At 70.0% G+C, this 25,627-nt stretch carries 19 protein-coding genes, 3 tRNA genes and 1 riboswitch; of the genes, 9 read left to right on the forward strand and 13 right to left on the reverse strand.

The genetic code is table 11. The annotated features are described in order from the left end of the window. Window positions 1-306 precede the first annotated feature (306 nt). Window positions 307-2,673, forward strand: a complete 2,367-nt coding sequence (locus ACYVF3_RS30960; RefSeq protein ID WP_461157823.1) for a glycoside hydrolase family 3 protein — start codon at window positions 307-309, stop codon at window positions 2,671-2,673. Window position 2,674: 1 nt separating this feature from the next. Here ACYVF3_RS30960 and ACYVF3_RS30965 read toward each other — a convergent pair whose 3' ends face one another. From ACYVF3_RS30965 to ACYVF3_RS30985, 5 genes are all read right to left on the reverse strand, one after another. Continuing rightward, complete coding sequence (locus tag ACYVF3_RS30965) at window positions 2,675-3,622, reverse strand: ABC transporter substrate-binding protein (protein WP_461157824.1); 948 nt, start codon at window positions 3,620-3,622, stop codon at window positions 2,675-2,677. Between the two features lie 100 nt (window positions 3,623-3,722). Further along, entirely contained in the window at window positions 3,723-4,253 is a 531-nt protein-coding gene (locus ACYVF3_RS30970) for a DUF5134 domain-containing protein (RefSeq protein WP_461157825.1), read from the reverse strand. A 127-nt stretch (window positions 4,254-4,380) separates the two neighbouring features. Then, entirely contained in the window at window positions 4,381-5,397 is a 1,017-nt protein-coding gene (locus tag ACYVF3_RS30975) for a hypothetical protein (RefSeq protein WP_461157826.1), read from the reverse strand. Window positions 5,398-5,496: 99 nt separating this feature from the next. Next, window positions 5,497-5,569 (reverse strand) — tRNA-Lys (locus tag ACYVF3_RS30980). A gap of 155 nt (window positions 5,570-5,724) precedes the next feature. Next, window positions 5,725-5,797 (reverse strand) — tRNA-Lys (locus ACYVF3_RS30985). Window positions 5,798-6,054: 257 nt separating this feature from the next. On the opposite strand from ACYVF3_RS30985, the gene ACYVF3_RS30990 reads away from it, so the two are divergent. Then, window positions 6,055-7,251 (forward strand): L,D-transpeptidase, encoded by a 1,197-nt coding sequence (locus tag ACYVF3_RS30990; RefSeq protein ID WP_461157827.1) that lies wholly within the window; start codon window positions 6,055-6,057, stop codon window positions 7,249-7,251. A 114-nt stretch (window positions 7,252-7,365) separates the two neighbouring features. Continuing rightward, window positions 7,366-7,569, forward strand: coding sequence for a hypothetical protein (locus ACYVF3_RS30995; protein WP_461157828.1), 204 nt, complete (start codon window positions 7,366-7,368; stop codon window positions 7,567-7,569). 59 nt (window positions 7,570-7,628) lie between these two features. Here the strand turns inward: ACYVF3_RS30995 and ACYVF3_RS31000 are convergent. The 5 genes from ACYVF3_RS31000 to ACYVF3_RS31020 all read right to left on the reverse strand — a co-directional run bounded on the left by ACYVF3_RS31000 (window position 7,629) and on the right by ACYVF3_RS31020 (window position 11,529). Continuing rightward, window positions 7,629-7,701: transfer RNA gene (locus tag ACYVF3_RS31000), tRNA-His, on the reverse strand. Between the two features lie 121 nt (window positions 7,702-7,822). Beyond that, the gene (gene orn, locus ACYVF3_RS31005; RefSeq protein WP_461157829.1) at window positions 7,823-8,464 is read right to left on the reverse strand and encodes an oligoribonuclease; all 642 of its coding nucleotides are present in this window, start codon (window positions 8,462-8,464) and stop codon (window positions 7,823-7,825) included. 73 nt (window positions 8,465-8,537) lie between these two features. Then, complete coding sequence (locus ACYVF3_RS31010; protein WP_461157830.1) at window positions 8,538-10,106, reverse strand: AMP-binding protein; 1,569 nt, start codon at window positions 10,104-10,106, stop codon at window positions 8,538-8,540. A 254-nt stretch (window positions 10,107-10,360) separates the two neighbouring features. Next, the gene (locus tag ACYVF3_RS31015) at window positions 10,361-10,528 is read right to left on the reverse strand and encodes a hypothetical protein (RefSeq protein WP_461157865.1); all 168 of its coding nucleotides are present in this window, start codon (window positions 10,526-10,528) and stop codon (window positions 10,361-10,363) included. Between the two features lie 263 nt (window positions 10,529-10,791). Next, on the reverse strand, window positions 10,792-11,529 hold the full coding sequence (locus ACYVF3_RS31020) for a hypothetical protein (protein ID WP_461157831.1): 738 nt from the start codon (window positions 11,527-11,529) through the stop codon (window positions 10,792-10,794). A 255-nt stretch (window positions 11,530-11,784) separates the two neighbouring features. Further along, window positions 11,785-11,876: riboswitch (TPP riboswitch) on the forward strand. Between ACYVF3_RS31020 and thiD the strand changes: the two genes are divergently transcribed. The 3 genes from thiD to ACYVF3_RS31035 all read left to right on the forward strand — a co-directional run bounded on the left by thiD (window position 11,864) and on the right by ACYVF3_RS31035 (window position 13,976). Beyond that, a complete protein-coding gene (gene thiD, locus ACYVF3_RS31025; protein WP_461157832.1) occupies window positions 11,864-12,661 on the forward strand; it encodes a bifunctional hydroxymethylpyrimidine kinase/phosphomethylpyrimidine kinase in 798 nt (265 codons plus the stop codon). Its footprint overlaps the riboswitch before it by 13 nt. A gap of 124 nt (window positions 12,662-12,785) precedes the next feature. Next, window positions 12,786-13,496 (forward strand): thiaminase II, encoded by a 711-nt coding sequence (gene tenA / locus ACYVF3_RS31030; RefSeq protein WP_461157833.1) that lies wholly within the window; start codon window positions 12,786-12,788, stop codon window positions 13,494-13,496. Between the two features lie 222 nt (window positions 13,497-13,718). After that, window positions 13,719-13,976 carry a hypothetical protein gene (locus ACYVF3_RS31035; RefSeq protein WP_461157834.1) on the forward strand — a complete coding sequence of 86 codons (258 nt, stop codon included), beginning with the start codon at window positions 13,719-13,721 and terminating at the stop codon, window positions 13,974-13,976. On the opposite strand, the gene ACYVF3_RS31040 is transcribed toward ACYVF3_RS31035, so the two are convergent. The 3 genes from ACYVF3_RS31040 to ACYVF3_RS31050 form a co-directional block, all read right to left on the reverse strand. Continuing rightward, window positions 13,967-15,085 carry a polysaccharide pyruvyl transferase family protein gene (locus ACYVF3_RS31040; protein WP_461157835.1) on the reverse strand — a complete coding sequence of 373 codons (1,119 nt, stop codon included), beginning with the start codon at window positions 15,083-15,085 and terminating at the stop codon, window positions 13,967-13,969. The genes ACYVF3_RS31035 and ACYVF3_RS31040 overlap by 10 nt on opposite strands. A 100-nt stretch (window positions 15,086-15,185) precedes the next feature. Continuing rightward, window positions 15,186-15,593 carry a hypothetical protein gene (locus ACYVF3_RS31045; RefSeq protein WP_461157864.1) on the reverse strand — a complete coding sequence of 136 codons (408 nt, stop codon included), beginning with the start codon at window positions 15,591-15,593 and terminating at the stop codon, window positions 15,186-15,188. 21 nt (window positions 15,594-15,614) lie between these two features. Beyond that, window positions 15,615-16,565, reverse strand: a complete 951-nt coding sequence (locus ACYVF3_RS31050) for a hypothetical protein (RefSeq protein ID WP_461157836.1) — start codon at window positions 16,563-16,565, stop codon at window positions 15,615-15,617. Between the two features lie 300 nt (window positions 16,566-16,865). On the opposite strand from ACYVF3_RS31050, the gene ACYVF3_RS31055 reads away from it, so the two are divergent. From ACYVF3_RS31055 to ACYVF3_RS31065, 3 genes are all read left to right on the forward strand, one after another. Continuing rightward, on the forward strand, window positions 16,866-18,218 hold the full coding sequence (locus ACYVF3_RS31055; RefSeq protein ID WP_461157837.1) for a GNAT family N-acetyltransferase: 1,353 nt from the start codon (window positions 16,866-16,868) through the stop codon (window positions 18,216-18,218). A gap of 92 nt (window positions 18,219-18,310) precedes the next feature. Beyond that, window positions 18,311-25,351, forward strand: a complete 7,041-nt coding sequence (locus ACYVF3_RS31060) for an amino acid adenylation domain-containing protein (protein ID WP_461157838.1) — start codon at window positions 18,311-18,313, stop codon at window positions 25,349-25,351. Window positions 25,352-25,422: 71 nt separating this feature from the next. Beyond that, window positions 25,423-25,611, forward strand: coding sequence for an MbtH family protein (locus ACYVF3_RS31065; RefSeq protein WP_461157839.1), 189 nt, complete (start codon window positions 25,423-25,425; stop codon window positions 25,609-25,611). Window positions 25,612-25,627 lie beyond the last annotated feature (16 nt).

Consider the following 25,627-nt stretch of genomic DNA (forward strand, 5'->3'; position numbering starts at 1 on the left):
ACCTCTATTCGGGTTGTTCTGGGTTTCCGGGCTCTCCGGTTCTTTCGGTCGTTCTGGGGTTTCTGGGTGGTGGGTGGGGGAAGTTTTCATGAAAACTTCCCCACCCACCACCCACCACCGAAAAGCCAACCGCACCCCGCCGGAACGCCACTGCAAGTGGCGCGATGACGGGAGGTGCGGTGCCCGTCCCGAGTGGGAATCAGCCTGTGCACCCGACTGCCCACCGGTAGGGCCGTGTCTGCGCTCGACAAGGGATCGTCGTTGCTTGAGACTTGCGGCCGGAGTCCGGGCGAAAGGGGCGCGGGAGTGGAAGACAAGGACCTGCGATCGTTGCTGGGGAAGCTGACGGTCGAGGAGAAGGCGCGGCTGTTGACCGGCGCCGACTTCTGGACGCTGCACCCGGTTCCGAAGATCGGTTTGCGCCGGCTGGTGCTGTCGGACGGCCCGAACGGGGTTCGGGGCACCACTTGGGACGAGCGGGACACGTCGCTGCTGCTGCCGGTCGCCTCGGGACTCGCGGCGACCTGGGACCGCGACGCGGTGCGCCGTGCCGGCGAGCTCTTCGGCGACGAGGCGGTCCGGCGCGGGGTGCACGTCGTGCTCGCACCCACCATCAACCTCCACCGGAGTCCCTTCGGTGGCAGGCATTTCGAGAACTTCTCCGAAGATCCGCTGCTGACGGGCGTGGTCGGGACGGAGATCGTCGCCGGCATCCAATCCCGTGGCGTGGCCGCGACGCCCAAGCACTACGTGGGCAACGAGAGCGAGACCGAACGGCTCACCTACAACGCCGTCATCGACGAGCAGACGCTGCGCGACTGCTACCTCGCACCGTTCCGCCGCATCGTGGAGCAGGCTGGCCCGTGGGCGATGATGGCCGCGTACAACGCGGTCAACGGGCACACGATGACCGAGCACTCCGCGCTGGTCAACGACGTCCTCAAGACGGAGTGGGGCTTCGACGGCGTGCTCGTGTCGGACTGGTTCGCCACCCGGTCCTGCGTCGCCGCGGCCAACGGTGGACTCGACCTGGCGATGCCCGGACCCAAGAGCCCCTGGGCGGAGGGCGCGCTGGCGAAGGCGGTCGAGGCCGGCGAGGTCGCGGAGGCGGTCCTCGACGACAAGGTGTTGCGACTGCTGCGCCTGGCCGACCGGGTCGGTGCCCTCGGTGAGGACGAGGGCGGCGAGAAGACCGCGGAAGCTCCGCCGGAGCAGGCCCGGTCGGTGATCCGGGAGCTCGCGGCCCGGGGCTTCGTGCTGCTGCGCAACGAGAACTCCGTCCTCCCGCTGGACCGGAAGGTCGCGAAGGTCGCGGTGATCGGCGAGAACGCCTCGTTCCCCGCCGTGCAGGGCGGCGGTTCCTCGCACGTCTCCCCACCGCACGTGGTGACTCCGCTGGAGGGCATCCGGAAGGCCTTGCCGGACGCGGAAGTGCAGTACCAGCGCGGTGTCCGCCACCGCAGGCTGCTCGACCCGGTACCGCGCGAGAACCTGCTGGACCCGCGGGGCGAGGGCAACGGCGTGCGGGTGGAGTACCTGGGCGAGAGGGGCGACGTCCTGGGTACCGAGCTGCGCGGTACCGAGAGGTTGATCTGGCAGTTGGGAGCGATGCCCGAGGGCACGAAGAAGCTCCGGATGAGCGGGAAGCTGTCCGCGGAGCTCGGCGAGCACGTGCTCGGGGTGAACGGCACCGGGCACTTCCGCGTGGAGGTCGCCGACCGCGAGGTGCTGTCGGCGGATGTCACGAGCAGCAGCGCGGTGGACGACCCGCTGGCGGACATGTTGGCGCCGCCGGAGCAGCGCTTCAACGTCGTGCTGGTGGACTCCGACGTGGATGAGTCGGGTCGCGTGCGGCTCACGATCGAGTTCACGCCGCTGAAGGTGGACGCGGACCTGGTCTGCGTCGGGTTCGGCCACCGGTCGGAGCGCTGGGACGACACGACCGCGCTGGAGGCCGCGTTGCGCGCTGCCCGGGACTCGGACGTGGCGGTCGTCGTGGTCGGCACCAACGACGAGGTCGAGACCGAGGGCCGCGACCGTGATTCGCTGGACCTGCCCGGAGCGCAGGACGACCTGGTGGCGAAGGTCGTCGCCGTCAACCCGAACACGGTGGTCGTGGTCAACGCGGGTGGCCCGGTCCTGATGCCGTGGGCTGCGGACGCATCCGCCGTGCTGTGGACCTGGTTCGGCGGTCAGGAGTACGGCGACGCCCTGGCGGAGGTGCTGCTAGGAGATGCGGAGCCGGGTGGCCGCCTGCCGACGACGTTGCCCGCCGCGCTGGCGGACGTGCCGGTGCCGCTCCCGGGAGTGCAGCCGGTCGACGGCGAACTGCCTTACGAGGAGGGACCGCTGCTCGGGTACCGCGCCTACGCGGATCGCGGTGTCACGCCGGGCTTCTGCTTCGGGCACGGGCTGGGCTACACGACCTGGTCCTACGACGAGGCGACCCGCAACGGGGATGCGGTCGAGGTGAAGCTGCGCAACACGGGCGATCGCGCTGGCCGGGAGGTCGTCCAGGTCTACGCCGCGGATCCCGTGCGGCTGGTGGGTTTCGCGGTGGCGACGGCGGAACCCGGCGCCGAGGCGGAGGTGACCGTGGAGGTCGAACCGGGAGAGGGAGAGCTGCGCGTGGGACCGAGCTCCGGCGATCTCCGCCTCGACGTCGGGCGCTGAGTCACCGCGGGGCGACGTGCTTCTCGAGGTCGTCGAGCACGAGGTTGGCGGCGATCGGCCCCAGACCCAGGTACCAGGTGTCGTCCGGCACCTCGACGGCGTGGCCCTCTCGCACCGCGCGGAGGGTGGTCCACTGCACCGAGCCGGTCACCTGGCCCATCTGCTGGCGCGCGTTGTCGCCGTAGCCGGCGTAGAACAGCATGTCGCCGTCGGCCTGGGAGATCTGCTCGCGGCTGAGCTTGGTGAAGGTCTTGTCACCGAGCTGGTTGTCCGGGCGGTTGAGGCCGGCGTCGGCGAGGATGCTGCCGATGAACGATCCCTTGTTGTAGAGCCGGATGTCGCCGGGGATGAACCGGAGCATGCTGACCTGGCGCCCGGCGGCGCGCTTGCCGATCTCGGCCGCGCGGGCCTGGTACTCGGCGAGCAGGCGGTCGGCCTCCGCGCTCTTGCCGAGCGCTTCGGCGTCCAGGCGGAAGTTCTCCTTCCAGGTCTTGCCGACGGTTTCGGCGAAGACGGTAGGCGCGATGGCGTTGAGCGCTTCGTAGTGCTCGTCGTCGCGGGTCTTGCTGGACAGGATCAGGTCAGGCTTGAGCGCGGCGATCTTCTCCAGGTCGGGGGAGCCGATGGTGCCGACGATCTCGACCTGGCCGGCCTTCTCCGCCAGGTACGGCTGGATCTGGGTGTTGGCGTCGGGCAGCACGGTGGCGATCGGCTTCACCCCGAGCGCCAGCGCGGAATCGAGCTCGCCGGTGTCGAGAACCACCACGCGCTGGGGTTTTTCGGGGACGTGGGCCTCGCCCTTGGCGTGCTTGACCACGCGGGTCTGCTCGGACGGCGGTGCGTCGGTGGCCGGTGTGCCGCATCCGGCGAGAGCCAGTGCGAACGCGGCGGACAGCACCGCGATGAGTCTGCGATGACGCAGCATGGGCACCCAATCAGTAGGAGTCATCGTGAAGTTTGGGTAGCCTAACCTCGCGGTTCGCTCGGGAACAGGCCCCCGGCTTGTAATAGTGATCATTAGCAGCGACAAGTGTCAGTGGCTGCTCACTTCACAGCATCACCAGGAACATGTGCGCCATCGCGGCTGAGAGCGCGAGCTCGACCAGCGAGCGGAGCCGTGGCGGTGGAGTTCTCGCGAGGTCGGCGGCGGCGAATCCGGCGGAGAGGACGCAGTAGGCCATGAGGGTCCAGCCGAGCAGGGGCAGCGAGAGGCCGGGGCCCGTCGCCGCGACGGTCACCGGCGCGTGGTGGTGGCCGACGGCGATCAGCGGTGCCCCGGCGACCCCGGTCCGCTGCCCGGCGAACATGTAGGCCATCGCCAGGCAGCCGATCGCGTGGTGCAGGTGGGAGCCGGTGCGCAGCTTCGCCGCGCGCAGGAGCAGTCCGGACCCGAACACCACGAAAGGCACGGCGAGCAGCGGTGACTGCGCCCAGTGCATCACGACCATGCCCGCGCCCATGAGCAGGTGGGCGAGGTCGACGTGGCCGGGGAGCCGCCGGTCGCGGTGGCCGAGGCAGATCCGCGCCGTCGCCGTCGCGGTCGCGAGAACGACCGCGCCGGTGATCACCTGCTCGAACATGCGCCTCCGCCGTCGGGGGACTCCGCCGGACCGATTGTTGGTGCCGGGAGTCCTCGCAGATACCGCCTTGCGAGCAGACTTCGGCCGAGCGGTGGTGACCACGCGTGTTCGTGTCCGAAGTGGACTGTCAGGACGCCTCGCGGTGCTCGAAGCCCTCCAGGGAGACGGAGATCTCGTGACGGGTCTCGCTGTGGCGCGTGCAGTAGGCGGAGGGGTACCAACCGGTTTCCCGCCACGCGGCGGCGAGCTTGAACTCGTGGCAGCCGTCCTCGATGGCGCCCGTGCGCAGCCCGTCGAGCCACTCCGCGGTGATCATCGGTTCGTAGTAGGTCACCTCGCGGTCCCAGGTCCCGTAGATCCAGGTGTGCCGGAAGGGCTGCCCGTTGAACTCCGGCGCCGTCGGGTCGATCAGGTGGTTGCCCATCGCCGGCTCGATCGCATCGGCATCCCGGAAATCGGTGGGCACGTAGCGGGAATCGGGGAGTCGCTTGCCCAGTTCGTAGTCATCGCAATGCACCAGTTGCGGGCACGGGCCGGTGCGGATCGCCAGGCGCTCGGCGTTGTCGTTGAGGTAGAAGTGCACGTCGTAGTGCGGCTCGTCGTACACACCGAGCGGGATGTGACCGTGCGGGTTCCAGTTGTTGAGGACGTAGGTGAACGGGAAATCCGGTTGCTGCGCGGCGCGTTCACCGAGTTCGAGCTTCGTCCCGTAGCCGCCGGAGCACTCCTCCATCGGATCGGTGCTGCCATCGCCGTTCTCGTCGAAGCACAGCGTGCCGTCGGTGGGCGGGTCGTGCGGAAGCCCGCTGAAGCTCGCGTCCGTCATCCGCACGCCGACGGAAACCGGCCGCGAACCGACGAATTGGGTGTAGGCCGTGATCTGACCGTCGCCGAGCGGTGCGGTTTCGCCGTACTCGGCGCAGGGGCCGCGGTAGGACGGCGTGCCGGCGACGAGCTGGTCCACCGCGGCGCCGGGCAGCAGCAGCGACTGCTCCCGATCGGTCACCGCGCACACCCATTCGAGCTGGTCGGCAGCGGCGGCCTGGGTCGTGGCGACTCCGCTGGCCGCCAGGGCGCACGCCGCTGCGCACGCGATCAAGAACCGGATCTTCATGAGTCCTCCGGGGTGGTCCTGGTTGACCACGCCAGAGTCCCGCCGGGTGCTGTCCTGCTGCTTTCATCCGGAACGGGATCGCGCGAAAGCCTCGGAAATCGCATCGAGGAATGCGCGGGAAGAAGGGAGTGCGCCAACAGGGACTCGAACCCCGAACCCGCTGATTAAGAGTCAGCTGCTCTGCCAGTTGAGCTATTGGCGCCGGCACGTCCACCGGATCTCTCCGGCAACGCGAAAAAGATTAGCACGCGCCCGGAACGGGCTGCGCAGGAGCCCCGGGAAAGTGTTCTGGGCCATGTTTCCGGGCGATTCGAGAAACGAAAAAGGCCCGCCGAGCGGCGGGCCTTTCATTCGCTGTGCGCCAACAGGGACTCGAACCCCGAACCCGCTGATTAAGAGTCAGCTGCTCTGCCAGTTGAGCTATTGGCGCTGGTGTCCTCCAGGGTTTCCGTCCGGTCCCCCTGGCGACGTCGAAAACATTAGCACGGGTTGTGGGTGCTCCCGACGGGGGGTCGTCTCCCCGGCCGAGGGCAACCGCGGGGGTCGGTCGCGCGTCCACCGCAGGTGCGGGAAGGGCAGGGGATATGACTCTGAGTGTGGGCCCGGTCGCTTCGCGCACGGTCGGGTGATTGCGGCACACTGGTCATCAGGCGCAGGTGCGGTTTGTGACGGGACGGATAGTTGCCAATGAGTGAAAGGCGTAACCCGGTCGGGGCTCCAATGCGGGTTGGCCGGAGGACGGGTCTGCTGGTCGTCGGACTGGTGGGTCTGCTGGTCGCCGGGTGCAGCGGTGGCGGAGGCGCGGAGTCCGGGCAGGACGAGGGGCCGCCCGCTCCGGTGGTGCGGTTCACACCGCCGAACGGGGCCAAGGACATCTCCCCCGCGGATCCGTTGAGCGCGAGCGTCAGCGGCGGACGGATCGTCAACGCCACGCTGACCAACTCCGAGGGCAAGCCGGTGGCGGGGCAGGTGTCCCAGGACGGTGCCACCTGGACGTCGACGGAGAAGGCCGGGTACGGCAAGACCTACACGCTGGCGGTGACGGCTCAGGGCGAGAGCGGTCCGCCCATCACCCAGCAGTCGACCTTCACCACGGTCGCGCCCCGAGCGCAGACCTACGTCTCGATGATCCCGCTCGACGGCGACACCGTGGGAGTCGGGCAGCCGCTGGTGTTCCGCTTCAGCAAGGACGCACCGGCTCCGGACAAGGCGAAGGCCGAGGAGGCGATCAAGGTCGCCACCGAACCGGCCGTGGAAGGCGCGTTCTACTGGTTCAACAGCCGCGAGGTGCACTGGCGGCCCCAGGACTACTGGCAGCAGGGCACCAAGATCTCGATCCAGGTGGACGCCTACGGCCGGCAGTTCGGCGACGGTCTGTGGGGCGAGGAGGACCGCGAGGCGACCATCACCATCGGCGACCGCGTGGTGCTCAAGGCCGACGGCGCGTCGCACCAGATGAGCGTGGAGAAGAACGGCCAGGTGCTCCGCACGATGCCGGTGTCGCTGGGCAAGCCGGAATTCCCCTCGAACAACGGCGTGCACGTGGTCACCGAGCACCACCGCAAGAAGATGATGGACTCCACGACCTACGGGCTGCCGCTGGAGGCCGGTGGCTACCAGACCGAGGTCGAGTGGGCGGTCCGCATCTCCAACGGCGGCGAGTTCCTGCACGCGGCTCCGTGGTCGGTGTCCGACCAGGGCCGCCGCAACGTCAGCCACGGGTGCATCAACATGAGCAACGAGAACGCCCAGTGGGTCTTCAACCTGCTGAAGAAGGGCGACGTGGTCGAGATCACCAACGCCAACGGCCCGAACCTCCGCTCCTGGGACGGCTTCGGCGACTGGCAGATCCCCTGGGGCGAGTGGCAGAAGGGCAACAAGTAGCCGACGAGAACGACTGCGCCGCACGAACGGCGCAGTCGTTCTCCCGCATCGGCGGTGGGAACCCGCTCCGCCGGGGCATGGCGTGAGTTTCGCCGATTCTCGTCGGGCCGCGGAATGCCGGTCGCAGCGCATCTCGGCGCGGGTGGGACCGGGGAGCTGATCGCGGCCTCTCCGAACAGCGCGGTGGCGCGGTGGGCGGTCGACGATCGGGCCCTGCTGGATATCGCGTGCCGATTCGCCGGCCGGGAACGCGCGGTCTCGGAGTGGAGCGAGGTGACCGATCTCGCCCCGCCGGACGACCTGCGCTGCCACCGCTAGAACGAAAGAACTCCGGCCGACCACCATGTCTGGCGATCGGCCGGAGTTCTTCTCGGCAGGGTGAGTGACGGGATTCGAACCCGCGGCCCCTGGGACCACAACCCAGTGCTCTACCAGCTGAGCTACACCCACCTCGGCTGCTCGGACCGGTCTCTCGGACCCCTTCCGGAGCAACGGAAACCATCTTAACGTGTGCTCGCCACGGGATCGTCACCGGCTCCGGTTTTGGCGTCCGAGCAGCTCAGCAGCGGTCTCAGGACTGCTCGCGGGCCTTGGTGGTCCCGCTGACGCCCTCAGCGTCGCTGAGCAGTTCGGCCGCGACCGACTGCGCCTGCTCGCTGCTCGGCCCGGGGTGCGGGACGAACGCCGTGCGCCGGTAGTAGGCCAGCTCGCGGATGGACTCGCGGATGTCGGCCAGCGCGCGGTGAGCGAGGCCCTTCTCGGGCTGCGCGTAGTAGATCCGCGGGTACCAGCGGCGGCAGAGCTCCTTGACGGAAGAGACATCGACCATCCGGTAGTGCAGGTGCGCGTCGAGCTCCGGCATGTCGCGGGCGATGAAACCGCGGTCGGTGGCGATGGAGTTGCCCGCCAGCGGCGCGGACCGGGCGTCGGGGACGTACTGCCGGATGAACTCCAGGACCTGCTGCTCGGCCTGGGCGAGGGTCACCGTGGACGCGCGGACCTCCTCGGTGAGCCCGGAGCGGTCGTGCATGTCGCGCACGACCTCGGGCATGCCCGCGAGGACCTCGTCGTCGGCGTGGATGACGATGTCCACGCCTTCGCCGAGGATGTTCAGGTCGGCATCGGTGACCAGGGCGGCGATCTCGATCAACGCGTCCTTGCCGAGCTCCAGCCCGGTCATTTCGCAGTCGATCCACACTAGACGGTCATTCACTCGACGCAGCCTAACTCCCGCGACCGCGTGATCGCGGGAAGAGTGTCGTGATCGTTGGACGGGGCGACGCCGATCAGCCGTCGAGGTGCGTGCGCAGCTCAGCGGGGACGACCTTGCCGGTGGCGTTGCGCGGGAGCTCGTCGAGGAAGATCACGTCGCGCGGGATGGCGAACTTCGACACCCGGCCGCGAACGTGGTCGCGGACCTGGTCGGCGTCCAGGGAGCCCTTCTCGCGGGCCACGACGAACGCGGCCAGGCGCTGGCCGAAGTCGGTGTCCTCCACCCCGATGACCGCGGCCTCCGCGACGCCGGTGAGCCCGGCGATGACGTCCTCGGTCTCCTTGGGGTAGATGTTCTCCCCGCCGGAGATGATCATGTCGTCCTCGCGGCCCGCGATGAACAGCCGGCCGGAGCGGTCGAAGCGCCCCAGGTCGCCGGTGGACATCAGGCCGTCGCGGCTCTCGCGGCTGTTGCCGTTGGTGTAGCCGTCGAACAGCATGTCGTTGCCCGCGAAGATGCGGCCGGTCTCGCCCCGCCGCACGGCGTCGCCGTTGTCGTCGAGGATGCGCACGACCGTGCCGCGCGGCGGCCGGCCGGCCGAGGACGGCGCGGCGCGCAGGTCCGCGGGCGTGGCGATGCTGACCCAGGAGACCTCGGTGGAGCCGTAGAGGTTGTGCAGCACCGGGCCGAAGGCGCGCTGGAACGTGGTGGCCAGGTCGCCGGGCAGCGCGGAGCCGCTGGCGGCCACGATGCGCAGCGACGAGGTGTCGAAGCTCTCGCGCTCCTCGGCGGGCAGTTCGAGCATCCGCTGGAGCATCACGGGCACACCGAACATCGCGCCGACCCGGTGCCGCTGCACGGTCCGCAGCGCGTCGACGGCGTCGAACTTGCGGCGGAGCACCAGGGTCGCGCCGAGGACGGCGGAGAGCTGGAACCCGGCGATGCCCCAGGTGTGGAACAGGGGAGCGCTGAGCAGGACGCGCTCACCGGCGCGCAGCGGGATCCGGGAGAACACCGCGGCGGCGGGGTTCAGGCTCGGCGGGTCGGGACGGCGCGCGCCCTTGGGCGTGCCGGTGGTGCCCGAGGTGAGCACGATCAGCCGCGAGTGCCGCTTCGGCCGGGCCAGGCGCTTGCCCTCGCCGGTGGCGATGAGGTGGTCGAGCGTGTCGTGCTCGGTGAGGCCGTCGACCCAGCCGAGGACCACGTCGAGGTCGCCTGGCAGGTCCGCGAGGTGTCCGGTGAACTCCTCGTCGAGGACCAGCAGGCTGATGTCCTGCTCGGCGAGGACGTCGGCGAGCTGGCGGGTGCTGAGCCCGACGTTGAGCAGCACCACGTCGACGCCGAGCTTGGCCGCGGCGACGATGACCTCGACGGGTCCGTGGTGGTTGCGGGTGAGCACGCCGATCCGGGTCTTGCCGGGCACGCGGTCGCGCAGCGCACCGGCGAGGCGTGTGGTGCGGGTGGCGAGTTCGGCGTAGCTGAGCGCGCCGCGCTCGTCGATCACGGCGGGGCGATCGGGGTGGCGCGCGGCCCCGACGGCGAACCCGAGCGGCAGGGTGATGCCCCACCGGCGGTAGGCCAGCGCGATGCGCGCCAGCTTGTCCGGCCGCATGGGTCGGACGACGCCCTGTTTGACCAGCACGAACAAGGTGTGCAGAGCCGGTGCGGCATGGTTCGCTAGAAAACTGGACAATCGCCGCAATGCGCTCACTCGTCACCCCTCGTCCGTTAAACCTACTCAAGAGTAGATTGTGCCGTGAGTCGTCCTCGCGGCCAAGTCCTCTTCGTCGAGTATCCAGATCTCACGCCTGGTGAGCCCGGCCTCGCCGAGGGTGACGGGGGTGTGCGGCACGGCGAGCGAGGGGGAGCCGAATCCCGCCGCGCCGACCCCGGGTTCTACTCGGCCGCGCTGACGACCGCGTCGCGCAAGGCCGCGCGCAAGCGGCCGACCTCCAGCGGCGAGAGCACCGCCGTTTCGCCGGGTGGCGACACGATCACGACCCGGCCGTGGTTGACGAACACCGACATGTCTCGTCGCCGTCCGGCGACGTCGCGGCAACTCACGTGCCACTCCTGGTGGGGCCCCACAGTCCCAGCCTCCCTGTACCGATCCGCTTGGTGCGGTGACGGCGCGCAGCGCGCGCTTCTGGTGGGGGGGACGCGCCAGCCCGGTGGATGTGACGGCACTTCGTCGAAACGGTGGGGACGTGCGCGTGATCACACCTGGGTTCGCGGTCGCCGGACATGACTCAGGGGCGACCCCCACTACGGGAATCGCCCCTGCGCGAGCGTTGTTAGCCGGTACCACTCGTCCGGCCCAGAAGCGGTCAGACCGGGCGCACCTTGAGCCCCGCGGGCTCGGCGGAGAGCACGACAGCGCCCTCGAAGTCGGCGATCGGCAGCTCGTCGCGCACCAGGCGGTGCGGCGCGTCGGACGCCTCGACCCGGATCCGGCCGGTGCTGACCGACTGCTCGGCCAGGTCCTGCCCGCCGAACTGCACGCTGAGCCGGCCCTCCGACACCGTGGCCGTGAGCCAGCCGCCGTCGATGACCTGCTCGGTCTCGTCGAAGGCCACGGTCAGGCGGCCCTCGGCCGGGTTGCCGCCGCGCACCGCGATGTGCGAGAGCGCGACGTCCCGCTTGCCCGACTCCTCGCCGGCCAGCGCGATGACGTCCCTGCTGACCTCCTCGCCCGGCTCGGTGCCGGGCTTGGGCGTGAGCACGGGGGCGCGCAGCTGCGCGGCCAGCCGGTAGGGCTGCCACGAACCGGCGCCGATCAGGTTGACCACCGCGCTGACCGCCACGTCGGTCAGCAGTCGGTCGCTCCCCGGGGCGGGGGTGACCTCGATCGCGGGCACATCGCGCTGGGAGAGCAGATCTCGCAGCGCCTTGGCGCGCTGACGGCTGTTGCGGTCGAATCCGCGGGTGATCGCCACCGTCCCCGAACCGGCCGCGACGGCGGCCTCGGTCAGGTCCGCTAGCGGCGCCCAGATCTGCGCCGGGTCCTGTGCGGGACGCTGCCGGCGAGAGCGGGCGAAGCCTGGGGCATCGGTCGTGGTTTCCATCGCCCTCCACTTTAGTCCGCGAGGAAGGGTTACCTCGCCTTCCGGTGGGTGCTTTCACGGTGTGAAATCGATCGCCGCGGCACTGCTCCACAAGGGTGACTCGTGGCTCCGACCGGCCTACCCGGAGCAGCATTCGTCGCAATCATCGCGGCTCCGCGGAGCCTCGGGGTCAGGATGACCGATCCGGCCTCGTCGAGCGAGCGCGGCGTCGGGGAGGAGCGCGCGAGGGGGCTTGCCTTCTGTTGTTAGGTTGGTGCCAGTGACGCGGGGTGCCCGGCAGGGCTGAGAACACACCCGTCGAACCTGACCTAGCTCGTACTAGCGGAGGGACGTCATGGCTCCCAACGTGCTGACCATCGCGGGCACCGATCCCAGCGGTGGCGCAGGAATCCAGGCCGATCTCAAGGCATTCTCCGCCAACGGCGCCTACGGCATGTCGGTGATCACCGCGCTGGTCGCGCAGACCACGACCGGGGTGAGCCGGGTGCAGGAGGTGCCACCGGACTTCGTCACCGACCAGCTGGTGACTTTGTTCGACGACGTCCGGGTGGACGCGGTCAAGATCGGGATGCTGGCCAACGCCGAGGTGATCCGCGCCGTCGCCGCCGTGCTGGAGCGCTACTCGCCGCAGCACGTGGTGCTCGACCCGGTGATGGTCGCCAAGAGCGGGGACCGGCTGCTCGCGCCGGAGGCCGTCGGCGCGCTGCGCGACGAGCTGCTGCCGAGGGTCGACCTGATCACGCCCAACCTGCCGGAGGCCGCGGACCTGCTCGGGGAGGCCGAGATCGGCAGTCCGGACGAGATGCCCGCGCAGGCGGAGCGGCTGGCCGCGCTCGGCGCCAAGCAGGTGCTGCTCAAGGGCGGGCACCTGCGCGGGGAGTCCAGCGTCGACCTGCTGCACGGCGACGGGCTCGCGGAGTTCCTCAGCAGCGAGCGCGTGGACACCACCAACGACCACGGCACCGGGTGCACGCTCTCGGCCGCGATCGCCGCGCTGCGCCCGCAGCGGGCCGGCTGGCTGGAAGCGGTCGGCGAGGCCAAGCGGTACCTGACCGAGGCCCTGCGCGCCTCGCAACGCCTGGACGTCGGTCACGGGCACGGTCCCGTGCACCACTTCCACCAGTGGTGGTGAGCGGCCGAGGGCGGTTTTGGTCCGAACCGCCCGGGTTCCACGTCCGTTTTGCCCGGACGGTTCGGACCAAAACTGTCCCCTGCGCGCCATTGCACCCGAAATCCCGACGCCACGAGGAGTCGTCATGAGCACGTTGCCCGCTCCGCCCGCCGACGGGTTCTGCGCCGAGGCGTGGGAACGCACCGCCGACCTGCAGCAGGCGATCGTCGACCACCCGTTCAACAAGGCGCTCGCCGACGGCGGCCTGGAACGAGACGTCTTCGCCTTCTACATCGTCCAGGACGCCCGCTACCTGGTCGGGTTCGCCCAGGCGCTGTCGGCCGCGGCGACCCGCGCCGATGATCCCGCCGACGCGGCGTTCCTGGCCGGGTCCGCGCAGGGCGCGCTGGTCGAGGAGCGCCGGCTGCACGCCGGGTACGTCGAGGAGTTCGGCCTGACCGACGAGGAGATCGACGGCGTCGACACTTCGCCGACCTGCCTGGCCTACACGTCCTACCTGCGTTCCTGCGCGCTCATCGAGTCGTACCCGGTGCTGCTGGCGGCGATCCTGCCCTGCTTCTGGGTCTACCAGTACGTCGGAAGCAAGATCCTCGACGCGACCGGCGACATCGAGGGGCATCCCTACAAGGCGTGGATCACGACCTATGCCGACGACGAGTTCGCCGAGGCCGTGCTGGCCGCTCGCGAGCTCACCGACAAGATCGCGGCGCGCTCCGACGCCGCGACTCGTGAGCAGATGTTCGCCGCGTTCAGCCGGGCGACCGAGTACGAGTGGCTCTTCTGGAACAGCGCGTGGGTCAAGGAAACCTGGCCGACCGCGAAATTCCTTGCCTGACAACGGTTTCACGTATCAGGGAAGTCGATGGCGGCTCGCGGGAAATGGCGAGCCGTCATCCGTTCCGCAGTACCCGAACAGGTGATCTCGATTGTGATGCGCGACACAAAGTCGCGGTGTTAACGAAGTGGCTCGCACAGCGACATGCTGAGCGAGGCCCCTGCCTGAGCAGGGCGCTTCAACCAGCGGGTATTCCGCGAGCGTGGATGGAGTTCCGGGACTGTGAGCACTTCTCTTCTGATCGTTTTCATCGGCATGTCGGTCCCGATCCTGGCCGCCGCGCCGTTCTACATCGCTGACCGCCGTCGCGACGTTCTGGAAGCCGCCCGCGGTGCGGAACTGCGTCCCGGAGTCGAGGCGCCCCAGATCTGGCCCGCGGCGGAGCCGGAGGCCGAGATCCCCCGCGCCCGCACCGCGGAGGAGGCCAACGCGCTCGCCGACACCGTGCGCATCAAGCGGTCCCGGGTCGCTCAGCCGTAGATGGACTTCGCCAGCGCCGCCTTGCGCTGCTGCAGCTCGCGCAGCGCGGCGGTGCTGAAGCCGCCGCCCGACGGACTCGCCGGAACCCGCAACCCCTCGCTCAGCTCCCAGCCCGAACCCCGTTCGATCAACGACCGGTGCTTGTTGGTGTAGTACCCGGAGTTGATCGACACCGCGACGCCGCTCGCGCCCGCGGCCGCGGCCAGCAGGTGCAGGTGGAACCTCGTCGACAACCAGCGCTGGCCGGGCCGGGCGGGCAGTCCCTCGCGCAGGATCTCGTCGAAGGCGTGGAAGCGGGCACCCGGCAGGTCGTGCTCGACCAGCGAGAAGACCTCCCGGTCGGCGCGCGGTATCCCCTCCACGAACGCCACCTGCTCCGGCTTGACCTGCCACGCGCGCAGCGTGTCCAGCAGGAATCCCGCCAAGGCGGGCACGGACTCGTCCAGCAGGTCCGACTGCATGCAGATCATGACGTCGCGGATGTCGTCATCGTCGGTGCGGAACAACCCGGACTCGACTCCGAAGAACATGTCGTCGCCGGTGACGGTCGGGTTCACCAGCGCCGACGCCGACGACTCGTCGCGCACGTCGACGACCTCGAACTGCTCGGTGAGGCTGCGCAGCAGCGCCCCGGCGCCCTCGGCGACCGGGGAGAGTCCCTGCCCGGTCATCACGGCCCGGCCGCCAGAGCGGTGCGCCGCCGCCGCGGCCGCCGCGAGCAGACCGATGTGGCGCGGCCAGATGCCGTTGATGAAGCCGCCGCCGATCACGTGGAACAGGTCCATCTGGGCGGCCAGCTCGATGCCCGCGACCCAGCGCGGGGCGAGCCCGGGGTTGTGGATCGCGTGCTGCGCGAACGCCGCGACCGCCCACGGTTCGGTCTCAGGGGCTTCCCAGCACAGCCGCCAGAACGTGTCGGTGAACTTGACGTTCGGGTGCAGGTGGGAGAGCAGCACCGAGCTGGGACCGGGGTTGGGGGAGTCCAACCAGATCTCGCTGTGGGGGGCCACCTTCGCCAGGTGCTTGAGCCAGGCCGCGGCGATCAGCTCGTCGCCGTAGTTCGGGTTGCCGGTGGTGGCGACGAGGTAGATCCGGGGCGGATTCTTCACCTGGGAGGCTCCAGCCGTAGGTTGCTAGGTTCGCTCCCGAACCTAGCAACCGGCAAATCGCCCCGGCCACAGTCGCACCGCACCCGGCGTTCGACCGGCGTCAGCCGGCCTTTTCGATCTCCGCGCGAATGCGCTCCAGGCGACGCTTGGAGCGGTTGAACTTGGCCTTGAAGCGGGTGTCGAAGATGTCGGTCGGCAGTTCGGGCATCTCCATCGGCGCCGGCTCGCGAGGCGCCGATGCGACCGCCTTGATCTTCACCGGTTGCGTCGCCTCGCCGTCGCCTCCGCGGTCGGACTTCTCCTCGTCGCCGGCCTCGGCCTTCGGAGCGGTGTCCTTCGAGGTGGTGTCCTCGGACTCGGCGGCAGGGGCCGAGGCGGCGCCCAGCGCGTGCCTGCCGTGAGGGGTAGTGGACTGCGATTCGGCCGCCTTGCGATTGGCGCGGTTGAGCAGCGGCCAGAACACCAGCGTGGCCACCGCGAGACCGCACACGAACATCAGCACCAGCATTTCCACCCGACGCCTCCCTGATCAGTTGTGCCGCGCGCTCGGAGCCTTCGCGCCGTTGGTCGTGTGCTGCGACTCGATCGGAATCGTGTAGGTCTGCACGTCGTCGCGCTGCTCGGGCAGCGTGACCTCCTGCAGCCGGTGCGCCTCGGGTTCCACCGGCCCGTCGGTCTCGGCGGTGTCCGCGCTGCTCGACCCGGCCGGGTCGATCTTGGCGCGCAGGGCCGCGGTCGACCCGTCGAGCGTCCGCTTGGCGTCGTCCATCGCGGAGAGCACCGAGGTCCGCAGCTCCTCCAGGCGGAACCGCTCGAGGCGGATCTCCTCCAGCGCTTCCAGCCTCAGCTGCTCGGACTCGGCGTCCCACTGGCCGCACTGCTTGCGGGTCTCCGAGATCAGCGCGTCGGATTCCTCCTGGGCGTTGGCGACGACGCGCTTGTACTCGTTGCGGATCTCCTGGCGCAGGCGGTACTCGCGGCTGCGCTGCTCGCTGATCTTCTGCTCGTGCTCGCGCTGCAGCTTGGCGCGCCGGTTCTCGACGTCGGTGACCAGCTCGCTGCACTGGTCGCGGAGCTCGGACGCGGCTTGCTCGGCCTCGCTGATCAGCGCGCGGGCCTCGGTCTCCGCCGTGCCGCGGATGATCTCGGCCTGCCGCTTGGACTGATCGCGCAGGGTCTGGACCTCGTCCTCGGCGATGGCGAGCATGTTCTGCACTCGCTGCGAGGCCGCGGGGAGCCCGGTGTCGGAGGATTCGATGCTCTTGAGCCGCTGTTCGGTCTGGTCGAGGCTCCGGCGGGTGTCGTCGCAGAGCTTGCGGAGGTCGTTGTTGAGCCGGACCGCTTCGTTTCGGTCGATGGTGACCATGCGCAGCTGGTCTTCCAGGACCTCGATGTGGTCGACGACCTGGTTGCGGCTGAACCCGCGGACCTGGATGTCGAAACCCGGCCGGAGCGGTACGACTGCGTCGGCGTCATCCATGGGTGATCTCCTCTCCGGACGGTAGGCCCATTCGATGAATCGGAGAGTAGGGCGGATATTCAGGCAACGCCCAGTGAGACACAACGGTCGTCACCGGATCAGGTGTTGATCAATCGTGTTGTCTTGCTGACACGTCCGAGGATGTTGACACGGATCTGTCCACAGTGCACGGCGCCGGGGGATGGTCGATTCGTCCGGTCGGACCGATCGATCCCGATCTCCGGGTGATGGCCTGTCGATCGACAGGATGATTAGGTTAGGCTCCGCTTACAAAAAGATGTCCTCGGAGGGGAGCACGGCGTGTCTCACGGAGCCGACCTGGTCGGACGGCAGCACCAACGGGCCTCGGTGCTGTTGCGGCGTTGGCTGGCGGAGACCCACACGTCGGTCGCCGAAGGTCCGCTTCGGTTGACCATCGCATCCTTGTCGCTGCACGTCGATGTCGTCTACGACTCACCGACGGGAGCGCACGGGTTCGGTTCGATCAGCGTGCTCGACGAGGCCGGGCGGACGCTGGTCTCGGCGGACCCGGCGCTGCTGGCGGCGGCCTGCTCGGCCGACGCGCGGGCGCGCTCGCGGGCCGAGGCACCGATCAACGCACCGGAGTCGGGGACGTTGGTCGACTGGCTGCTCGACGCGCTGCCGCGTCGCGAGGTCGACCCGCTGCCGCTGCCGGAGGACCTGGTGACCGTCGGCCGCTCGCTGTCCAACGCCGCCGAGGCGCAGCGCTGGCTGACCAGGCACATCGAGGAGCGGTTGCTCCCCGAGATCCTCGAGTTCGACGGCAAGGACCGCGGCCGCCTCACCGCCCGGCTGCTCAGCAGGGGCGTGCTGGTGGTCGTCGGTCTGCTGGGCAGGCGCGGCGTGGTGCACGAGGAGTACCTGCTCGCGGACCTGGCGAAGCGGCTCGGCGCGATCGCCGAGCAGCACCCGCAGGCCGCGGATCTGATCGACCACTGGCTCAACTCCCCGACGCTGACCGATCTCGCGGCGCTCAACGGCTCGCAGCTGCGCTACCGGGACGAGACGGGTGCGGTCCGGGTCCAGCCGGTTCCGTTCGAGGTCGCCAACCCGCTGCGCACCGAGGTGCCCGCGGAGGTGCCCGGGGTTCCGCTGCCGGAGCTCGGCGACGGCTGGGTGCTGCGACCGGTGGCGATCAGCGGTGAGGACGGCGGTCCGGACGTCGAGCTGGTGCACCGCTGGATGAACCGCGAGCACGTCGCGGTCAACTGGAACCAGGACTGGCAGCTCAAGCAGTGGTTCGACGAGATCTCCGCGCAGCTGTCGGGTGAGCACTCGGTGCCGTGCATCGTCGCGCGCGACGGCCGCGACATCGGCTACCTGGAGCTCTACCGGGTGCAGCGCGACAAGCTGGCGTGCTGCTACTCGCACGCGCCGCACGACCTGGGCGCGCACATCGCGATCGGGGAGCCGGACGCGATCGGCAAGGGCATGGGGTCGGCCCTGCTCGGAGCCGTCGCGCGTGGGTTACTCGCCGCCGACCCGGCGTGCCGCAGCGTCGTCGCCGAGCCGAACGTTCACAACGGAGCTTCGGTGGGCGCGTTCGGCAAGGCGGGCTTCGTCCAGGCTGCGGAGGTCGGCTTGCCGGGTAAGAACTCCGCGCTGATGGTGTTCCCGCGCCCGGGTGAGTAGCCCCACGTCCGGCGGTCCGGCGTGCGGCTGTACTCCCGATCTCATCTGAACTAAGGTAAGGCTTACTTATCTTGTTGATCGTGGGGAGACCAATGCCGTCGCGAGCTGACCGGTTGCCGTTGTCCGCGGCGCAGGCGGGGATCTGGTTCGCCCAGCAACTCGACCAGGCCAACCCGGTCTTCAACACCGCTGAGCGCATCGAGATCGACGCGTCCGTGGACCCGGAGCTGTTCGCGGAGGCCTTGCGCGCGGTGGTCGCGGAGGCGGAGACGCTGCGGATGCGCGTCGTCGACGACGGTGACGGTCCGCAGCAGGTCATCGAGGCCTTCGACGCGGTCGAACTGCCGGTCCTGGACTTCTCCCGCGAGGACGACCCGGAGGCCGTCGCGGAGGAGTGGATCCAGGCCGACCTGGTCGCTCCGGTCGACCTGACCCGGTCGCAGCAGGACGGCGGCAGGTTGTGGACGGCCGCGCTGTGCAAGCTGGGGGAGCGGCGCTGGTGGTGGTACCAGCGCATCCACCACGTGGCCATCGACGGTTACGGCTTCTCGATCATCATCCGGCGGGTCGCCGAGCTCTACAGCGCGCTGGTCGCCGGGGAGGACCCGGGCGAGTCACCGTTCGCCGGTCTGGGCGAGCTGATCGCCGACGAGCGCGAGTACCTCGACTCGCCCAAGGCGGAACGCGACGCGGTCTACTGGCGGCAGCGCTTCGAGGACGATCCCGACGTCGTCACCCTGACCGAGCGCTCGCGGGCGACCGCGCACAGCTTCCACCGCCAGCTGGCCGCGACTTCCTCCCTGGAGGAGCTGGGCGCTGCGGCCGAGGAGGCCCGCACGATCTGGCCGGACGCGCTGATCGCGGCCTTCGGCGCGTACCTGCACCGGATGACCGGGGCGAACGATGTCGTGCTCGGCCTGCCGGTGATGGGCCGGATGGGCTCGGTGGCGCTGCGCGTGCCCGGCATGGTCGTCAACGTCCTGCCGCTGCGGCTGCGGATCGAGTCAGCGACCACCCGCGACGAGCTGATCGCGCAGGTCGCCAAGGCGGTGCGGGATCTGCGCAAGCACCAGCGCTACCGCAGCGAGCAGCTGCGCAGGGACCTGATGCTGCTGGGCTCGGACCGCGCGCTGTTCGGGCCGATGGTCAACATCAAGTCCTTCGACTACGACCTCGACTTCGCGGGAGCGCCCGCGACCGTGCACAACGTCGCCGCCGGTCCGGTCGACGACCTCAGCGTCCTGGTCTACGCCCAGGAAGACGAGCTGCGCTTCGAGTTCGACGCCAACCCCGACCGCTACACCGCCGAGGAGCTGACCGCGCACCGCGAGCGCTTCCTGCGGTTCCTGGACGCCTTCGCGGGCAGCGAGGCCGACGCGCCGGTCGGCAGGATCGACCTGCTCACGCCCGAGGAGCGCGAGCGGGTCCTGGAGGAGTGGAACGCTCCGGTGCCCGGCGCCGTGGAGCCGGCACCGGCGACGCTGCCGCAGCTTTTCGAGGAGCAGGCCCAGCGCACTCCGGACTCGGTGGCGGTGACCTTCGAGGGCGAGTCGCTGACCTACGCGGAGCTCGACGCGCGCGCCAACCAGCTCGCGCACCACCTCATCGACCACGGCGTCGGCCCCGAGCAGCTGGTGGCGCTGGCGCTGCCGCGCTCGGCGGAGCTCGTCGTGTCGCTGCTGGCTGTGCTCAAGGCCGGGGCCGCCTACCTCCCGCTGGACCCGGGGCATCCGGCCGAGCGCATCGCCTACATCGTCGGCGACTCGCAGCCCGCCATGCTCATCAGCGACCGCGAGCACGCGGACCGGCTGCCGGACGGGCTCACGCGGGTCCTGCTGGACGACGAGAAGGCGATCGGCGAGATCGTCCGGCACTCCCAGCGCAACCCGAAGCCCGGCGAGCGCGGCCCGCTGACCAGCGAGCACGCCGCGTACGTCATCTACACCTCGGGCTCCACCGGGCAGCCCAAGGGAGTGTCCATCCCGCACCAGAACGTGGTGCGGCTGTTCTCGGCCACCGAGCCGTGGTTCGGCTTCACCGGCGAGGACGTGTGGACGCTGTTCCACTCCTACGCCTTCGACTTCTCGGTGTGGGAGCTGTGGGGGGCGCTGCTGCACGGCGGCAGGCTCGTCGTGGTGCCGCACGAGGTGAGCCGCTCGCCGGAGGAGTTCCTGGAACTGCTGGAGCGCGAGCAGGTCACCGTGCTCAACCAGACGCCCTCGGCCTTCTACCAGCTCAGCCAGGCCGACCGGGAGAACCCGGGCACCGAACTGGCGCTGCGCTACGTCGTCTTCGGCGGTGAGGCCCTGGAGCTGTCCAGGTTGGACGACTGGTACCGGCGTCACCCCGACTCGCCGAAGCTGATCAACATGTACGGGATCACCGAGACCACCGTGCACGTGTCGTACGTGGAGCTCGACGCCGACCTGGTGGCGCGGCGCGACGGCAGCGTCATCGGTCGCGGTATCCCGGACCTGCGGATCTACCTGCTGGACTCGCAGCTGCAACCGGTGCCTCCCGGGGTCACCGGTGAGATGTACGTGGCCGGCGAGGGCTTGGCGCGCGGATACCTGGGGCGGCGCGGCCTGACCGCGCAGCGGTTCGTCGCCGACCCGTTCGGCGAACCGGGCACCCGGATGTACCGCTCCGGCGACCTGGGGCGCTGGCGGCCGGACGGGTCCATCGAGTTCATGGGCCGGGCCGACCAGCAGGTCAAGGTGCGGGGTTTCCGCATCGAGCTGGGCGAGATCGAGGCGAACCTGGCGGTGCACCCGCAGGTCAAGCAGGCCGCTGTCGTGGTGCGCGAAGACGTGCCCGGTGACAAGCGCCTGGTCGGCTACACCGTCGGCGACGTCGACCCCGCGCGGCTGCGGGCGCATCTCGCCGACCGGCTGCCCTCCTACATGATCCCGGCCGCGTTCGTCGCGATCGAGGAGATCCCGTTGACCGCCAACGGGAAGCTCGACGCCAAGGCGCTGCCCGCGCCCGATGTCGCCGGTGGCGGCCGTCAGGCGCGCGATGACACCGAGCAGGCGCTGTGCCGCCTGTTCGGCGAGGTGCTCGGGGTCGAGGACGTCGGCATCGACGACGGGTTCTTCGAGCTCGGCGGGCACTCGCTGCTGGCGACCCGGCTGCTGGCGCGGGTGCGCACCGAACTCGGCGCCGAGCTGGGCATCCGGACCCTCTTCGACCACCCGACCGTCGCGGAACTGACCGAGCGCCTTCAGGTTTCGCGCGGCGGCAGGCCCGAACTGCGCCCCGCGCGACGCCCGGAGGAAGTCCCGCTCTCGTTCGCGCAGCAGCGGTTGTGGTTCCTCAACGGGCTCGAAGGCGCCAGCGCCACCTACAACATGCCGCTGGTGCTGCGGATGAGCGGCGAACCCGACGTGGCCGCGCTGCGCGCCGCGATCGGCGACGTCGTCACCCGGCACGAGAGCCTGCGCACCACGTTCCCGGACACGCTCGGCGAACCGCGCCAGGTGGTCGGCGCCCAGGTGCCGGAGCTCGACGTCACCGACGTGTCCGATGTGGACAAGGCGTTGGCGGGTGCGGCGCAGCAGGGCTTCGACCTGGCGCAGGAACCGCCGATCCGCGTCGAGCTGTTCCGCGACGGCGAGCGCACCGCGCTGCTGGTGCTGCTGCACCACGTCGCCGGGGACGAGTGGTCGGTGCGCCCGCTGGTGCGCGACCTGTCCACCGCGTACGCCGCCCGGCTGGAAGGGCGCGCGCCGGAGTGGGAACCGCTGCCGGTGCAGTACGTGGACTACGCGCTGTGGCAGCGCGAACTGCTCGGCGACGAGGACGACCCCGACGGTCTGGCCGCCCAGCAGCTGGACTTCTGGAAGCAGGCGCTCGCCGGGATCCCCGACCAGCTGGAGCTGCCCACCGACTACCCGCGTCCAGCGGTGTCGAGCCACCGCGGTGAATCCGTGCGCTTCGGCCTCGACGCCGAGCTGCACCAGCGCATCCGCGACCTGGCCACCGAGCACCAGGCCAGCGCGTTCATGGTGCTGCAGGCCGCACTCGCCGCGCTGCTGACCAGGATGGGCGCGGGCACCGACGTCCCGATCGGCTCACCGGTCGCCGGGCGCGGTGACGACGGCCTCGACGACCTCGTCGGGTTCTTCGTGAACAGCCTCGTGCTGCGCACCGACACTTCCGGCGAGCCGACCTTCGCCGAACTGCTCGACCGGGTCAGGCACACCGACCTGGCCGCCTTCGACAACGCCGAGCTGCCGTTCGAGCGGCTCGCGGAACTGCTCAACCCGGCCAGGTCGCTGGCCAGGCACCCGCTGTTCCAGGTCATGCTGGCCTACTGGGGTGCCGCCGAGTCGGTGCGCGCGGAACTGCCCGGCGTCGAGACCACTGTGGACACGATCCCGGCAGGAGCGGCGAAGTTCGACCTGGCCTTCAGCCTCAACGAGAGCGCGAACGGCGACGTGCGCGGACTCGTGCAGTACAGCACCGACCTCTTCAGCGAGCGCACGGTGGAATCGCTGGTCGAGCGGTTCGTGATGCTGCTCGAATCCGCAGTGGCGGCACCGGAAACACCCATCGGACGGCTGGACATCCTCGGCGACCGCGCCCGCAAGCAGGTCTTGGCCTGGGGCGACGCCACCGGCGACGTCGGTCCGGCGGGCACCTTCCCGAAGATCCTCGCGGAGCGCGCCGAGGCCGCGCCGGACAAGCCCGCGCTGGTCTTCGAGGGCACCGAGCTCACCTACCGGCAGCTGCGCGAACGAGTCGAGGAGCAGGCGAAGCTGCTGGTGGAGCGGGGCGCCCGGCCCGGGGACATCATCGGCGTGATGCTGCCGCGTTCGGCGGAGCTGATCATCGGCCTGCTCGCCGCGATGCACGCGGGCGCCGCCTACCTCGCGCTGGACCCGGAGTACCCGCCGGAACGCCTGCGGCACATGGTCGACGACGCGCGTCCGCGCCTGGTGCTCACCGACGACCTCGACGCGGACCTCCCGGCGACCCTGGTGCACCACGGCGATCGCCCCGAAGGTGACCCGCAGCTGCCGGAACCGGAACTCGACGACGCCGCCTACGTCATCTACACCTCCGGTTCCACCGGGACGCCCAAGGGCGTCGTCGTGGCGCACCGGGGCATCGGCAAGCTCCTGGCCACCCAGACCAGGCGGGTCGGGATCACGCCCGGCAGCAAGGTGCTGCAGTTCGCCTCGCCGAGCTTCGACGTGGCGTTCTGGGAGATCTGCATGGGTCTGCTCAGCGGCGGCACCCTCGTCGTCGTGCCCTCGGACCTGCGGGTTCCCGGTGAAGCGCTGGCCGAGTACGCGCGGCACCACGAGGTGACCCACCTGGCGATCGGCCCGTCGATGATGGGCATGTTCCCGACCGACGTGCAGCTGCCGGAGAACGCGACGTTGCTGTGCGGAGCCGAGAAGGTGCCCTCCGACCTGGTGCAGCGCTGGGGACGGGACCGGCCGATGCTCAACTGCTACGGACCGACCGAAGCCACCGTCAACACCACGCTGTGGGACTGCGATCCCGACGCGGTGTCGAGCTCCGTGCCGATCGGCGTGCCCGACCCGGGCGCCCGCGTGTACGTGCTCGACGAGCGCCTCCAGCCCTGCCCGCCGGGAGTGGTCGGCGAGCTCTACGTCTCCGGTCTCGGGCTCGCCCGCGGCTACCTCAACCGCGCGGGCCTGACCGCCGAGCGCTTCGTCGCCGACCCCTTCGGCGAACTCGGCAGCAGGATGTACCGCACCGGTGACCTGGTGCGCTGGCGCGCGGACGGAACGCTGGACTTCGCCGGCCGTGCCGACGACCAGGTCAAGGTGCGGGGTTTCCGCATCGAGCTGGGCGAGGTCGAAGCGGTGCTGGCCAAGCACGACGACGTCGCCCAGGTGGCCGCGGTGGTCCGGGAGGACACCCCGGGTGACAAGCGGCTCGTGGCCTACGTCGTCGGCGACTCCGACGCCGAGTCCGATGGCGCGGCACTGCGTCGTCATGTCGGCGAGGAGCTGCCCGACTACATGGTCCCCGCGGCCGTCGTCTTCGTCGCCGCGCTCCCGCTGCTGCCCAACGGCAAGCTCGATCGGCGCGCGCTGCCCGCGCCCGACCTGGGCGAGGCCGTCGGCAACGACATGCCGCGCAACCCCACCGAGGAGATCCTGTGCGGGTTGTTCGCCGAGGTCCTGGGCCTGCCCAGGGTCGGCGTGCACGACGGGTTCTTCGACCTGGGCGGGCATTCGCTGCTCGCGGCCAAGCTCATCGGCAGGATCCGCGATGCGCTGGGCATCAAGGTCAACGTCGGCAGCCTGTTCGCCGCGCCCAGCGTGGCGGGGCTCGCCGAGCGCCTCCACACCGGTGGTGACCGGGACGCGCTGGAGATCCTGCTCCCGCTGCGCACCACCGGGGCCAAACCGCCGCTGTTCTGCGTGCACCCGGCGGCCGGGCTGGCGTGGCCGTTCTCGGGACTGCTCAAGCTCATCGACGACGAACGCCCGATCTACGGCGTCCAGAGCCGCGGCCTGGCGGAACCGGCGCCGGTGGCGGGCAGCCTCGCCGAGATGGCGGCCGAGTACCTGGAGCACATCCGGCAGGTGCAGCCGCACGGGCCGTACCACTTCCTCGGCTGGTCCTTCGGCGGCGTCGTCGCCCACGAGATGGGAACGCAGCTGCAGGCCGAGGGCGAGGAGGTGCGCTTCCTGTGCATGCTCGACTCCTACCCCAAGGACGTCTGGGACACGCTGCCCACCGAGGAAGAGGCGCTGCTGGCCCTGCTCTACATGGCGGGCTACGACCTCTCCGAGCTCGGTGATGGGCCGCTGACCAGGAACGACGTGCTGGAGATCCTCTCCGCCGAGGGCAGTGCCCTGGCGAACCTGGAGGAGCACAGCATCACCGCCATCATCGACAACTTCGCCAACTGCGCGGTCCTGGAGAACTCCGCCGAGCACGACGCGTTCGCGGGGGACGTTCTGTTCTTCAGCGCCACCGTCAACCCGGCGAAGGATTCGCTGACCAGCGAGATGTGGCAGCAGTACGTGGACGGCGACGTGATCAACCACGACATCGCCTGCGAGCACAAGGACATGACCCAGCCGGAGCCCCTGGCCGAGATCGCAGCGGTCGTGCAGCGAGCGCTCACCGAGTCCGAAGGCTGAACCGGATCACCGCCCGCCGGGCGGTGATCCGGGGACGTCGGGCGTCCGGTGGAGGAGAAGAGGAGCAGACGATGACGAACCCGTTCGAGGATCCGGACGCGCGGTACTACGCCTTGATCAACGATCAGGACCAGTACTCGCTGTGGCCGGCCGCGATCGAGGTGCCCGCCGGGTGGACCATCGCGCACGGCCCGGCCGGCCGGCAGTCCTGTGTCGACCACATCGAGGTGCACTGGACCGACATGCGGCCCGCGCGCTGATGGCGGGCGCGCTGCG

It is taken from the genome of Saccharopolyspora tripterygii (genome assembly GCF_054778355.1).